Here is a 13556-nt window from a genome sequence, read left to right as displayed (position 1 = left end):
CGAATATCGAGGCCCACGCGGTCGGCCACCCGAGTCGATCGCCACACAGCCGCAACAACCACTGGAGGAAACCATGCGCGATGCCGTGATCGTCGACGCCGTACGCTCACCGATCGGGCGCCGCGGCGGCGCGCTGTCCGAGACCCACTCCGCGACGCTGGCCGCGCACGTGCTCACCGCGCTCGCCGCGCGCACCGGACTGGACACCACGACGGTCGACGACGTGATCTGGGGCTGTGTCAGCCAGGCCGGCGAGCAGGCCGGCAACATCGCCCGCACCGCCGTGCTGGCCGCTGGCTGGCCCGATTCGGTCCCCGGCGTCACGCTGACCAGGGCGTGCGGCTCGAGCCAGCAGGCCGTCTCCTTCGCCGCCGCGACCGTGATCTCCGGCCAGTACGACGTCGTCGTCGCCGGCGGGGTCGAGTCGATGACGCGGGTGCCGATGGGCACCGCGGCCATGGGCGCCCAGCCCAACCCCCCGGAGGTCCTGGAGCGCTACGGCGTGGAAGGCTTCAACCAGGGCGTGGGCGCCGAGATGGTCGCCGAGAAGTGGGCGCTCTCGCGGACCGCTCTGGACGAGTACTCGCTGCGCTCGCACGAGCTCGCCGCCGCGGCCACCGCCGCCGGCGCGTTCGAGGGGCAGATCGCCCCGATCGCCGGCCTCTCGCAGGACGAGGGCATCCGCTCTGGCGGGACGCTTGAGTCGCTCGGCAAGCTCCGCACCGTGTTCAAGGAGGACGGCGTGATCCACGCCGGGAACGCCTCCCAGATCTCCGATGGCGCCGGGGCCCTGCTCATCACCACCAGCGAGTACGCCGCCGCGCGGGGCTGGCGCCCGATCGTCCGCATCCACACCGCCGTCGTCGCCGGCGACGATCCGGTGATCATGCTGACCGCGCCGATCGCGGCCACCGAGAAGGCGCTGCGCCGGTCCGGGCTGTCCATCGACGACATCGGCGCCTTCGAGGTCAACGAGGCCTTCGCTCCGGTGCCGCTGGCCTGGCTGGCCGAGACCGGGGCGGCGGCCGACCGGCTGAACCCGCTTGGCGGCGCCATCGCCGTCGGCCACCCGCTCGGGGGCTCCGGTGCGATCTTGCTGACCCGTCTGGCACATCACATGCGGGACAACAACATCCGCTACGGCCTGCAGACCATGTGCGAGGCCGGCGGCCTCGCGAACGCCACCATCCTCGAACTCCTCTGACCAGCGCTCACAGACTAGGAAGCACAGACATGCAGCTCAAGGAAACCTCTATCGCCATCACCGGCGGCGCCTCAGGCCTCGGCCTCGCCACCGCGCGGCGCGTCCTCGACGCGGGCGGCGCCGTCACCCTCATCGACCTGCCCACCTCCGACGGCGCCGAGGTCGCGCAGTCGCTCGGTGACAACGCCGCGTTCGCCGCCGCCGACATCACCGACGCCGAGCAGTTCGCCGCCGCCCTCGACGTGGCGCACGAGCGCGGCGGGCTGCGCGGCCTCGTGCACTGCGCGGGGGCGGGCCGCCGCATGCGGGTGCTCGAGAAGGACGGCTCGGCCGGGTCCCTCGAGGACTTCGAGTTCGTGATCCGCCTCAACCTCGTCGGCTCATTCAACGCCCTGCGCCTCGGCGCCGAGCGGATGGCACAGCTCGACGCCGTCGACGGCGAGCGCGGCGCCATCATCATGACGGCGTCCGTCGCCGCGTTCGAGGGCCAGATCGGCCAGATCAACTACAGCGCCTCCAAAGCCGGCATCGTCGGCATGACGGTGGTTGCCGCCCGCGATCTCGCCAGCAAGGGCATCCGCGTGAACACCATCGCGCCCGGCATCATGGACACCCCGCTGCTCGCCCGGCTGCGGGCCGACGTGCGCGCCTCGCTCGAGGCCTCCGTGCCCAGCCCGTCGCGGCTGGGCCGGCCGGACGAGTTTGGGGCGCTGGCCGCGTCGATGCTCGAGAATGGCTACCTCAACGGCGAGACCATCCGATTGGACGGCGCCATCCGCATGGCGCCGCGCTAGCGGGCGGCCATGTCTACCATCAGCAAGATGACCAGCACGTTCTCCCCCAGCGACCTGGCAAGCGTCCAGCTCGACTACCCCCGGGTGTCGATGGCGCTGTGGCCGGCGAGCATGGGCGCGCTGTATGGCGAGCGTCCCGCGATCGTGGACGGCGACCGAGTCTGCACCTACCGGGAGCTCGATGAGCGCACGGGCCGATTCGCCAGCGCGCTCGTGGCGGCGGGGGTCCGGCCCCGCGACGTGGTGCTGCTGCACCTGGGCAACTGCGTCGAGTTCCTCGTCTCGTACTACGGAGCCCTACGAGCCGGGGCCACAGTGACTTTGGTGAACCCGCTCCAACCACGGCCCGGCCTGCGCAAGCAGATCGAGGAGACCTCCGCGGTGGCCGCGGTGACCCAGCCGGCACAGCTGGACACGCTGTTGGGCGCCGCCGCCGGGACCGCCATCGCCACGATTGTGGTCGTGTCCGACGGCCCCCTCGAACTCCCCGAGTCCGCCGCGCCGACGCCGGGCGTCACTGTCGTCGGGCTCGACGAGTTCAGCCGAGGGCACGACGCGGACTTCACCCCGATAGCAGTTGGGGGCGAGGATATCGCGCACATCGCGTTCACAGGCGGGACCACCGGCGCGTCGAAGGGCGTGCGGGTCCTGCACCGCAACGTGGTCGCGAACGTCACCCAGATGTGCGCGTGGCGGGCCGGGCACCAGATCGCGATGAGCGACGCGGGGCTCGTCGAGTTGCGCCCGATCGACGGGCTGGACGTGCGCGGGGTCGTCCCCGGGGCCGGCGCCACCATCGTCGTCTCACCGCTGTTCCACGCGCACGCGCTGATCAACACGTCGTTCCTGCTGCTCTGCGGTGCCACCCAGGTGCTCGCCGGCCGGTTCGACCCCGCCCGCATGCTCGCGCTCATCGAGACCCATGGCGCGAGCTACATCACCGGCAGCCCGGCGATGTGGCACGCCCTCGTGGCCCACCCGGATATCGCCACACGCGACACCTCCTCGGTGCGGGTGGTCGCGTCCGGCGCCGCCGCTATCGATCACGTCACGCTCGACGCCCTGGCCGCCGCGTTCCCCAACGCGAGCATCGCCGAGGGCTACGGCCTGACCGAGGGCACCTGCGTGGTCACGACCGCCCCGCTGGTGGTGGGCGCGGACTTTCGGCAGGGTAGTGTCGGCCTGCCGATCTTCGATACCCAGGTGCAGATCCGCGACCAGGACTCGCCCGCGGAGGTGCTGGCCGACGGCGAGCGCGGCGCGCTGTGGGTGCGCGGGCCGCAGGTCACCGATGGCTATCTCGGCCATCCGGAGGCCACCGCCCAGCAGTACGTCGATGGCTGGCTCGACACCGGCGATATCGCGTACCGGGACGAGGACGGCTACATCTACATCTGCGACCGGGCGAAGGACATGCTGATCTACAAGGGCTACAACGTCTACCCCCGCGAACTCGAGGAGATCTTGGTGACGCACCCGGCCGTGTCCTCGGCCGCGGTCGTCGGACGCGAGGCCGGCCCCGTGGGTCAGGAGCCCATCGCGTTCGTCGTCGCGGTCGACGGGGCCACGCTGGATGAGTCCGAGCTGATGGCGTTCGTCGCGGAGCAGGTGTTGCCGTACAAGAAGGTTCGCGAGATTCTCGTGGTCGACGCGTTGCCGACCTCGGCCGCGGGCAAGATCCTCAAGACCGACCTGCGGGCCCGGCTGTAACCAGACGCGGAACTAGGGAGGCGGCGCCACTGGCGCCGCCTCCCTAGACATTTCTCAGACCTGCCGATCACATGAGCCGGAGCCGCTCCTTGGCCGCCTCGTACTCGGCCGTGAGCCGGCGCACCACATCCGCGGCGGGCGCCACCGCGTCGACCGCGCCCACGCCCTGGCCGGCGCCCCAGATGTCCCGCCACGCCTTCGCGTCCGAGCCGGCGTCGGGGCCGGTGCCGAAGTCCATGGCGGACGGGTCGGACTCGGGCAGGCTCGCCGGGTCCAGGCCGGCGGCCTCGATGCTGCCGCGCAGGTAGTTGCCGTGCACACCGGTGAACAGATTCGAATACACGATGTCCGCGGCGCCGGAGTCCACGATCATCTGCTTATAGGCCGGGTCGGCGTTCGCCTCGGTCGTCGCGATGAAGGCCGAGCCGACGTAGGCGAGGTCCGCGCCCGCCGCCTGCGCGGCCAGCACCGAGCGGCCATGCGCGATGGCGCCGGACAGCAGCACCGGGCCGTCGAACCATTCCCGGATCTCCTGCAGCAGCGCGAACGGCGACTGCGTGCCCGCGTGCCCGCCCGCTCCCGCGGCGACGGCGATCAGGCCGTCGGCGCCCTTCTCGATCGCCTTGCGGGCGAATCGGTTGTTGATGACGTCGTGCAGCACAATCCCGCCATAGGAGTGGATCGCCTCGTTGACGTCGGCGCGCGCGCCCAGCGAGGTGATCACGATCGGTGCCTGGAACTCCACGACCGTCGCCAGGTCCTCCGCGAGGCGGTCGTTGGACTTGTGCACAATCAGGTTCACCGCGTACGGCGCGGCGGGCGCCTCGGGATTGTTCGCGTCGTGCTTGGCCAGCGCCTCCTCGATCCGTGTGAGCCACTCCCGCAGCGCCGACTGCGGGCGCGCGTTAAGCGTCGGGAAGGAGCCGACGATCCCGGCCGTGCACTGCGCGATCACCAGCTCGGGGTTGGACACGATGAACATCGGCGATGCCACAACGGGCAGCCGCAGACGGTCTTTCAGTGGGGATGGCAGAGCCACGGTACCTCCAGTGTGTAGGGGAAACTCATGATGTTCGGCCAGCGCGGTGATCCCGCACCAGGTCGACAAAAGCCTGGCCGACCGGGGATAGCGCGCCGGCGTTGAAGACCAGCCCGAAGGCCCGCGTGAAGCTCGGCTCGCAGCGGCGCACAACGACGCGGTCCTTCGCGAGCTCCGCCACAGACCGCTCCACTAACGAGCCGCCAACGCCCGCCAGAACCAGTGGCAGCCGCGCCTCGCGGTGCTCCGTGAGGACCGCGATCGGCGGCCGCGCGCCCGAGTCCCGGATCCCGGCCTCGATCGCGTCGCCCAGCGAACCGCCACGGGGCACGAACACCATCGGGATATCTGGCAGTTCGGCGAGCCGCACCGTCCCCTCCGGCAGCTCCGTGCCGGGCGGGTACACCAGCCAGTACTCCTGGCTGCCGAGCTCGATCACGTCGAGCCCGTCGCCGCCCTCGACCGGCAGGTGCGCCAGCACGAACTCACTGTGCCCGTCCCGGATCACGCCTGCCGAGCTCGATTCCCCACGCAGATCCGAGATGCGCACCGACACTTTGGGGTACGCGCCCCGGTACCTGGCCACGAGATCGAGGAACTCACCCGTGCCCAGCCCGGGGAAGGCGGCGATGTCCAACCGGCCCGCCACCTCGCCGTCATCCGCCGCCAGCATGTCCTCCACCGCGGTGACATCGCGCAGGAGCTGGCGGCTCGGGCCGATTAGGCTGCGCCCGGCCGCGCTGAGCACCATGCCCCTGCCGATGCGGAAGAACAGTTGCACGCCGAGCTCCCGCTCGAGGCTGCGCAGCGCCTGGGACACGGTGGGCTGCGCCACCGACAGCGCGTCGGCCGCGCCGTTGATCCCCTCGTTCTCTACGACGGCGAGGAAGTACCGCGCCTGACGGAAATCCACTGGGTCAGTCTCCTCTTTGCCGGTCGGTCGCAACGGTCACGAACGCGACCGCCGCCGGGGATGGCTCCCCCGCCCGCAGCGCGAGGCCGATCGGCCTGGTCAGCGGCGGCTCCAGCGAGCGCGTCAGCACGCGCACCATCGACCCCGCAGCCACGCGGCGGGGCACGATGGTCGCGCCAACGCCGCGCTGCACCAACCCCCAGATCGCACTCGGATCTGCGCAATCGACAACGATGTTCCCCGCGTCCTCGCCCAGCAGCTGGCCGATGCGCGCGAACGTGGACCGGTCGCCGAGGTCCAGGATCAGCGGCACGTCCCGCAGGGTGGCCGTGGGGACGGGGTCCGGCAGGTCCGCCGCCAGCGCCGTGTCCATCGCCAGGACCAGCTCCTGCTCAGCGAGCGCGATGGTGGTCATGCCCGCGTGCTCCACGGACAGGTCCGTCACCCCCACCTCCGCGTCGCCCCGGCGCAGCGCGGTGTGGACGCCGGCGGGGCCATCCGCGTCGATGATGTTGACCACGATGCGCGGATGCCGGAGGCGGAACCGCCGGACGAGGCTCACGAGCGGGTCCAGCGAGAACGCAGAGTACGTGACGATGTCCACGCGGCCCGCCTCGAGATTACGGACCGCGGCGACCTTGCTCTTGGCCATCTCGACATCGGCGAGGATGCGCCGCACGGACGCGTCGAGCCGGCGGCCGTCGTGGGTGAGCTCGAGGCGCCGGCCCGTCCGGTCGAATAGCGTTGTGCCGAGGCGTCGTTCGAGTGTGCGGATCGCTTGGGAGAGCGACGGCTGCGAGATATACAGCGACTCCGCTGCCTTAGTGACACCACCATGGTCAACCACGGCCACGAAATAGGTCAACAGGTGCAGATCCACTCGGCTAGTCTACTGGTCCGGCGCCGACGATCCACGCGCCGTCGAAGGCCGGCGCCCGCTTCTCAGTGAAGGCCCGCACCGCGTCCGGCGCATCGGTCGCGAAGTTGACCGCCTGCGAGCGGGCCTCGTTCTCCAATGCCTCCCGCAGAGACAGCGAGCTGCCCTGCTCCAGCAACCGCGCCGACAGGTGCAACGCCATCGGCGGCCCCGCAGCCAGGCGGCGCGCCAAATCCGCGGCGGCCTCGTCCAAGTCCTCCGGGGCGGTGAGCTCGGAGACCAGGCCCAGCGCGTGGGCCTGCTCCCCGTCGAGGACCTCGGCGAGCATCACCAGCCGCTTCGCCTGGTGCAAACCCACGAGCCGGGGCAGCAGCCACGAGCCGCCGAAGTCCACGGACAGCCCGCGCTTGGCGAAAACCTGGCTGAACTTCGCGGTGCGCGATGCCACCACCAAGTCGCACAGCAGCGCGATGTTCCAGCCCGCGCCGAAGGCGTAGCCCTCGACTTTCGCGATGAGGGGCTTCGGGAACTCCGCGAGGGCCAAGGCCGCCGCGTTGATGTGCCGCATCCGGCTTATCGGATGGTCGTCGCCGCGCCGGCCCAGGTCCGAGCCGCTGCAGAAGTCGCCGCCGGCGCCCGTGAGGATGACGGCACGCACCGTGGCGTCGTCCGCGAGCTCGGCCAGCACCGCGGTGAGCGCGCGCCAGCCGTCGAGATCGAGCGCGTTGCGTCGGCCGGGCCGGCTCAGGGTGACGGTCGTGACGGCGCCGTCCCGTGCGATCAGCACGGACGGGCCGCTCATGCGCCGGTCCAGGCCGGCACACGCTTCTCGGCGAATGCTCGGGCGCCCTCTTGCGCGTCGGCGGAGGCGAACACCGGGTCGATGAAGGCGCGCTGCGCGGCGAACGCGTCCGGGTCGGTGTACCGGGCGGCCATGGCCACCACCTGCTTCGTCGCGCGCACCGCCAGCGGGCCGTTCGCCGCCACCCGCGCGGCCAGCTCGCGGGCGACGGCGAGCGCCTGCCCGGGCTCGGTGAGCTTGTTGACCAGGCCATGGTGGAACGCGAGCTCCGCGCTGAGCGGATCGCCGGTGATGGCCATCTCCATCGCCAGCGGATACGGCAGGATCTTCGGCAGCCGCAGCAGGCCGCCCGCCGCGGCCGCCAGCCCACGCTTGACCTCCGGCAGGCCGAACTTCGCGTCGCGGGACGCGACGATCATGTCTGCGGCCAGCGCCAGCTCGCAGCCGCCGGCCAGCGCCCAGCCCTCGACCGCCGCGATCAGCGGCTTCGTCGGCGGCGACTCCGTCAGGCCGCCGAATCCGCGGCCCGGGAGCGACGGCCGTTCCCCGCGGCTGAACGCCTTGAGGTCCATGCCCGCGCAGAACGTGCCCCCCGCGCCGGTGAGGATCGCGATGGTCAGGTCGGCCCGGGCCTCGAACTCGTCGAGCGCGGCGGCCAGTGCCTTGGTGGTCTCGAGGTCGATCGCGTTCTTCACCTCCGGGCGGTTCAAGGTGATGACGGCGACGCCGTCGGCGAAATCGGTCAGGACGGGGCTCATGGGCGGGCGCTTTCTGTAGGTGTATCGACAATCCAGCGGTCGGGGTCCCCGGCGAGCAGGCGCACGGCGCCGCGGTCCGCGAGGACGAGCAGGTGGGCGTCGGTCTCGCGGACCGCCAGCCGGTGCAGGCGGGGCGTCATGGTGTCGAACGGCCGCGACCAGGTGACGCGTTCGGTCACCTCCCAGGCCGTCGACTCCGGGTGCGCGGCGACGTCCGCGAGGATCTCGGCGAATCGCTCCTCGTGGTGCTCGAGCAAACCGCGGGCGCGCGCGGCCACACCGCTGAAGCGGTACTCGTGGGCGGGCAGCACCTCATGCTCGGGCAGCGCGGCCGTCGCGTGCAGCGAGTGGAGATAGCGGTGCAGCGGGTCCACGAGCTCGCCGGGGATCGTCGAGATGTTCGGGCTGATCCGCGGCAGCATGTGGTCCCCGCTTAGCAGCACGCCGCGGGAGTCGTCGGCGAAACACAAATGTCCCGCGGTGTGGCCCGGCGTCCAGATCGCCCGCAGGTCCCAACCGGGCAGGTCGAGCCTCGCGCCGTCCTCGAGCACGATGTCCACCGACTCGCCCGCTCCGAAGCGGACGAGCGAGACCGGATCCGCCTCGATCACCGTTCGCGGCGCGCCGAGCCGGGTCAGTTGGCGCGCCCAGCCGGCCTCGTTGCGCTCGGTGTCGTCGGGGGTGTGGTGCCCGAGGAGCGTCGCGTCCGCGGCGTGCATGGCCAGGGCCGCGCCGCTGACCGCACGCAGCCGCGGGGCCAGGCCGAAATGGTCCGGGTGCAGGTGCGTGATCGCCGCGTAGCGGACCTCGGTGATGTCGTGGCCGGTCTGGCGGACGCCGTCCACAAGAGCGCGCCAGGACTCCTCCGCGTCCCAGCCGACGTCGATCAGGGCCAGACCGTCGTCCAAGGCCAGCGCGTAGACCAGCACGTAGCGCAGCGGATTGCGGGGCATCGGCACCGGGATCGACCACAGCCCGGGACGGACCTCCTCCACCGGCGGCAGCTCGCCGAGCTGCCACGCCTCGTATTGGCGCACTCCGGTCACCCGCTGCACGGCCGCCGGCCGCTCAGTTCCCGTCGTCTGTAGCGTCATGCCGCACCGTCCTGGCCCAGTAGGTCTCGCAGGTCACGCTTGAGGATCTTGCCACTCGCGTTGCGCGGCAGCTCATCGACAATGTGGACTCGTTGCGGCCGCTTATAGGACGCGAGCCGGGCGGTGGCGAACGCGACGAGCTCGCTCTCGTCGGGCACGGCGGCGCTGTCCGCCAGCCGGACCACCGCGGTGACCGCCTCCCCCCAACGATGGTCCGGCACGCCGATGACCGCGACCTCCGCGACGGCCGGGTGCTGCGCCAGCACCGATTCCACCTCGATCGGGTACACGTTCTCCCCGCCGGTGATGATCAGGTCCTTGAGCCTGTCAGTGACGAACAGATAGCCGCTCTCGTCGAGGTGGCCGGCGTCGCCGGTGCGCAGGAACCCGTCGCCGGTGAGCAGCGCGGCGGACTCCGCGGGGCGCCGCCAATAGCCGGAGACGTTGTTGCGGGAGCGGCACACGATCTCGCCGGTGTGCCCCGCAGGCAGTCTCTCACCGGTGACGATGTCGCGGATCTCGAGCTCGACGCCGGGCATCGCCTGGCCCACCGACCGCAGCAGGTGCGCGCGCTCGCCCTCGGGCTCGTGATCCGCCGCCGCGAGTGCGGTGACCGAGCCGGTGGTCTCGGTCATGCCGTAGCGCTGCACGAATCCGCAGCCCAACGTGTCCATGGCCCGGCGCAGCAGGTGCGGGGCGATGGGGGATGAGCCGTATGCGATCAGTCGCAGGCTCGAGAGATCGTGCGCGTCGAGCCCGGGCAGGTCCAGCAGCAGCTGGATCGTCGCGGGCACCAGGAAGGCATGCGTGACGTGGTGCCGCTCGATGAGGTGAGCGACGGCCGCCGGGTTGAATTCTCCCAGCAGCACCGCGTGCACGCCGGCGGACAGGCAGGTGCTCAGCCAGCCGGCCCCGGCGATGTGGAACAGCGGCATCGCGTTCAGCGCCACGGAGTCCGGCTGCCACTGATAGATCCGCAGGCCAGCGGGATCGTTGTGCAGGTTCCGGTGGGTCGAGACCACGCCTTTCGGCCTGCCGGTGGTGCCCGAGGTGAACAGGTGCAGCACCCCGGCCTCGGGATCCGCGCCCAGGCCCGGGTCGGTGTCCGCCCCGGCTGCCACGAGCTGGTCCCAGTCCAGCGCCGAGTCTGGCTCCGTGTCCGAGCTTGATTCTGGGTCCACGAACACCACGCGCAGTCCGGGCAGGGCCGCGTGGGCCGCGGCCGCCAGCGCGGCGAATTCCCGCTGCGTCACCAGCACGTCGAGGTCCGCGTCAGCCGCGATCGCCCCGATGTCGCCCGGGGTCAGCCGCCAGTTCAGCGGCGTGAACACCAGACCTGCTTTCGCGCAGCCGACAAAGGTCTCCGCGGCCTCCAGCCGCATCCGCAGCAGCGTCCCGACGCGTCCCCCTGCCCGGGCTCGGGCGGCCAGCGCGGTGGCGACCCGGTTCGTCCGTCGGTCCAGCTCTCCGAACGAGACGGTGGTTTCTCCGCAGGTCAGGGCGGGCGCATCGGGCTTCTCGACCGCGAGGCTCCTGATGCGTTGGGGAAGATGCAAACCGCTCATATCGCTCCTTTGGGGCGCGCCGAAGTGGCTGCGAGGCGGCGCTCATGCCGCTGGGACACTGGGGTGCTGGGGCACTCAGTGGACCACCCCGATCACGGCGCCGACAAAGACCGACAGCCGCATGGTCCCTTAGCCATCGCCTATGGCGGAGCGTCTTCCCAACCGCGCCGATCGCTCGTAATCTAACGATCGTTCGAACTGGGGAGGACCGCGGCGAAAGCCAGACGCGCCAACGAGGAGGCACCGGATGAGGACTTTCGAGGTAGTGGCGCGGTCGCTGTCACGGCAGCACACCCGCACGATTTTCGGTCTGATGGGCGACGCGAACCTGGCTTATATCGGTGCCTATGTGGAGGCCTGCGGCGGGGAGTTTGTCGCCGCGGTCGCCGAGGGCAACGCGGTCTCGATGGCCGACGGCTACGCGCGGATGAGCGGCGAGGTGGGCGTCGCGTCGGTCACGCACGGCCCCGCCGTGACCAACTGCCTGACCGCGCTGACCGAGGCGGTGCGCGCGCGCAGCCACGTGCTGCTGATCGCCGGCGACACACCCAACGTCCACCACCACTTCCAGAGCCTGGACCTCGAGGGGTTCGCCCGCGGCGCCGGCGCCGGGTACCTGCGGATCCGGAAATCCGCCGAGGTGGCGGCCGACATCGCGCAGGCCTATGCACGGATCCGGTCCGAGAACCGGCCACTGCTGCTGGACATCCCCTTCGACCTGCTCGAGCAGCCCGCAGAGAACACTGGGGGCGCGTCCCCGGCCCAGCCCATGGCTGCCCGGCCGCGATGGGCGCCCGACGCCGAGACCATCGACGATGCCCTGGGCATCCTGCTGAGCGCCCGCCGTCCGCTGCTCCTCGCCGGGCGCGGCGCGGTGGAGTCCGGCGCCCGCGGCGACATTCTCCGCCTCGCGCGGCTGCTGGGCGCCCCCGTGATGACCACGCTCCTCGCGAAGGACCTCTTCGCCGGGGAGCCGGAGAACCTGGGGATCCACGGCAACCTCGCGCATCCGGTGGGGGCAGCGGAGATCTCGCGGTCAGACGCTGTCATCTCCTTCGGCGCGAGCCTGAATACCTTCACCACCGACGGCACCGCGTTGATAACTGGCAAGTCGGTGATCGCGTGCGATGACCGGCCGGAGGCCATCGGTCGATTCGGGCCGGTGTCGATGGCGGTGGTGGCCGATGCCGCGATGGCCGCGCGTGCGCTGTGCGAGCGCCTGGAGGCGGCGGGGCACGCCGCCCCGGCCTCGGACCGGGTACCCACGCTCGCCGGGCAGGTGGCCGAGGCGGAGCAGAAGGGCTATCGCAGCATCACCGGCGGCGGGACCGTCGACATGCGCGACGCGATGACGTGGCTCGGCGAGGCGCTGCCCGACGGCGCTCAAGTGGTCACCGATATCGGTCGGTTCTCTTTCGCCGCTTGGAAGCACCTGCCCGTCACACCGGGCCGGTTCACCGTGCCCGGCACATTCGGGTCGATCGGCTTGGGGATCGGGACCGCGGTGGGCGCAGCGGCGGCGCGGCGCGAGGTGCCCACAGTCTGCGTCGCCGGTGATGGTGGCGGGATGATGGGAATGCTGGAGCTGTCCACCGCGGTGCGTCACAAGCTGCCGCTGGTGGTGGTCATCCTCAATGACAATTGCTACGGGGCCGAGTATCAGAAACTGGCCGATCTGGGGTTGGCGACGGCGCACTCGGAGGTGGCCTGGCCCGAGTTCGCGGACCTGGCCCGCTCGTTGGGCGCTGCGGCGGTGACCGTCCGGCACGCCGCCGACTTCGCGGCCGCGGGCGCCGCCATCGCAGCGGGTGCGTACCCGCTGTTGATCGACGTCAAGGCCGATGCCGCCCGCCGCAGGCCGACCTCGCCCGACGCACAGGAGTCCGCATGACCGTAATCGTGGAGCGCCGCGGCCCAGTTCTCGTGATCACGATCAATCGGCCCGAGGCGCGCAATGCCGTCAACGCCGCGGTGGCGGAGGGGATCGGCGACGCCCTGGAGCTGGCGCACACGGACCCGCGGATACGGGCCGTCGTGCTGACCGGCGCCGGCGTGGCCGCGTTCTGCGGGGGCGGGGACCTGAAGGCGATGGCGGCGGGCGAATCGCTCGATCCCGCGGACCCGGTCAAAGCGGGCTGGGGGTTCGGCGGAGTCTGCGAGCATCCGATCGACAAGCCGATCATCGCCGCGGTCAACGGCTTCGCGGTCGGCGGCGGCGCGCAGATGGCGCTGGCCTGCGATCTGTTGGTCGCCGGCCAGTCGGCGCAGTTCTCGCTGCCGGAAGTGCGCAATGGGTTGGTGGCCGCCTCCGGCGGCCCGGTCTGGTTGGCGAAATGGGTGCCGCGGGCGATCGCGATGGAGATCCTGCTGTTGGGGGATCGCTTCGACGCCGCGCAGGCGCAGGAGTGGGGCCTAGTCAATCGGGTGGTGCCGGATGGCCAGGTCCTCCCGGTGGCGCTCGAGATCGCCGCCGCGATCGCGGCGCGGGCGCCGTTGGCCGTGCAGGCCACCAAACGTGTGGTCGCGGGCGTCGTGGACGGTGTGGCGGTTGCGGATCTGGAGGCGTGGTCCCGCTCCAAGGTCGAGACTCTGCGGAACCGCGCGACCGAGGACGCGCAGGAGGGGCCGCGCGCCTTCGCGGAGAAGCGGCCGTCGGTGTGGGTCGGCAGATAGCGGGCACCGGCGCACGCGACAAAGTCTGACCGACGCACGGTCCGTTAGGCATCCCCTATGGCGACAACCCTTCCCAACCACGCCACCAGACCGTATTCTAACGATCGTTCGAACTAAACCGAGGCGG

General features: G+C 71.2%; 12 protein-coding genes. 5 read left to right on the top strand and 7 right to left on the bottom strand.

All coding sequences use genetic code 11. The features are described from left to right. The first annotated feature begins 73 nt into the window (after window positions 1–73). Genes TBIF_RS04415 through TBIF_RS04405 form a run of 3 tightly spaced genes read left to right on the top strand, consistent with a single transcriptional unit; the run spans window position 74 to window position 3708 of the window. Window positions 74–1204: a thiolase family protein gene (locus TBIF_RS04415; RefSeq protein WP_024793654.1), complete on the top strand. Its 1131-nt coding sequence runs from the start codon at window positions 74–76 to the stop codon at window positions 1202–1204. Window positions 1205–1233: 29 nt separating this feature from the next. Next, complete coding sequence (locus TBIF_RS04410; RefSeq protein ID WP_024793653.1) at window positions 1234–1998, top strand: SDR family NAD(P)-dependent oxidoreductase; 765 nt, start codon at window positions 1234–1236, stop codon at window positions 1996–1998. Window positions 1999–2025: 27 nt separating this feature from the next. Further along, entirely contained in the window at window positions 2026–3708 is a 1683-nt protein-coding gene (locus TBIF_RS04405; protein ID WP_024793652.1) for a class I adenylate-forming enzyme family protein, read from the top strand. A 67-nt stretch (window positions 3709–3775) separates the two neighbouring features. On the opposite strand, the gene TBIF_RS04400 is transcribed toward TBIF_RS04405, so the two are convergent. From TBIF_RS04400 to TBIF_RS04370, 7 genes are read right to left on the bottom strand one after another with little or no spacing between them, the layout of a single operon-like run. After that, a complete protein-coding gene (locus tag TBIF_RS04400; protein WP_024793651.1) occupies window positions 3776–4747 on the bottom strand; it encodes an NAD(P)H-dependent flavin oxidoreductase in 972 nt (323 codons plus the stop codon). 25 nt (window positions 4748–4772) lie between these two features. Beyond that, the gene (locus TBIF_RS04395) at window positions 4773–5660 is read right to left on the bottom strand and encodes a LysR family transcriptional regulator (protein WP_024793650.1); all 888 of its coding nucleotides are present in this window, start codon (window positions 5658–5660) and stop codon (window positions 4773–4775) included. A gap of 4 nt (window positions 5661–5664) precedes the next feature. Next, a complete protein-coding gene (locus tag TBIF_RS04390) occupies window positions 5665–6540 on the bottom strand; it encodes a LysR family transcriptional regulator (RefSeq protein WP_024793649.1) in 876 nt (291 codons plus the stop codon). Window positions 6541–6544: 4 nt separating this feature from the next. Further along, entirely contained in the window at window positions 6545–7339 is a 795-nt protein-coding gene (locus TBIF_RS04385) for an enoyl-CoA hydratase/isomerase family protein (RefSeq protein WP_024793648.1), read from the bottom strand. Next, entirely contained in the window at window positions 7336–8097 is a 762-nt protein-coding gene (locus TBIF_RS04380; protein WP_024793647.1) for a crotonase/enoyl-CoA hydratase family protein, read from the bottom strand. Before TBIF_RS04380 ends, TBIF_RS04385 begins: the two co-directional genes overlap by 4 nt. Continuing rightward, entirely contained in the window at window positions 8094–9191 is a 1098-nt protein-coding gene (locus TBIF_RS04375) for an MBL fold metallo-hydrolase (protein WP_024793646.1), read from the bottom strand. The genes TBIF_RS04380 and TBIF_RS04375 overlap by 4 nt, the downstream gene beginning before the upstream one ends. Beyond that, entirely contained in the window at window positions 9188–10756 is a 1569-nt protein-coding gene (locus tag TBIF_RS04370; protein ID WP_024793645.1) for a long-chain-fatty-acid--CoA ligase, read from the bottom strand. Before TBIF_RS04370 ends, TBIF_RS04375 begins: the two co-directional genes overlap by 4 nt. A 247-nt stretch (window positions 10757–11003) precedes the next feature. Between TBIF_RS04370 and TBIF_RS04365 the strand changes: the two genes are divergently transcribed. After that, window positions 11004–12647 (top strand): thiamine pyrophosphate-binding protein, encoded by a 1644-nt coding sequence (locus tag TBIF_RS04365; protein WP_024793644.1) that lies wholly within the window; start codon window positions 11004–11006, stop codon window positions 12645–12647. Further along, on the top strand, window positions 12644–13429 hold the full coding sequence (locus TBIF_RS04360) for an enoyl-CoA hydratase-related protein (RefSeq protein WP_024793643.1): 786 nt from the start codon (window positions 12644–12646) through the stop codon (window positions 13427–13429). The genes TBIF_RS04365 and TBIF_RS04360 overlap by 4 nt, the downstream gene beginning before the upstream one ends. The last annotated feature ends 127 nt before the right edge of the window (window positions 13430–13556 follow it).

The organism is Tomitella biformata AHU 1821 (genome assembly GCF_000524475.1).
Classification (GTDB): domain Bacteria; phylum Actinomycetota; class Actinomycetes; order Mycobacteriales; family Mycobacteriaceae; genus Tomitella; species Tomitella biformata.
This window is presented reverse-complemented; position numbering and strand designations above follow the sequence as displayed.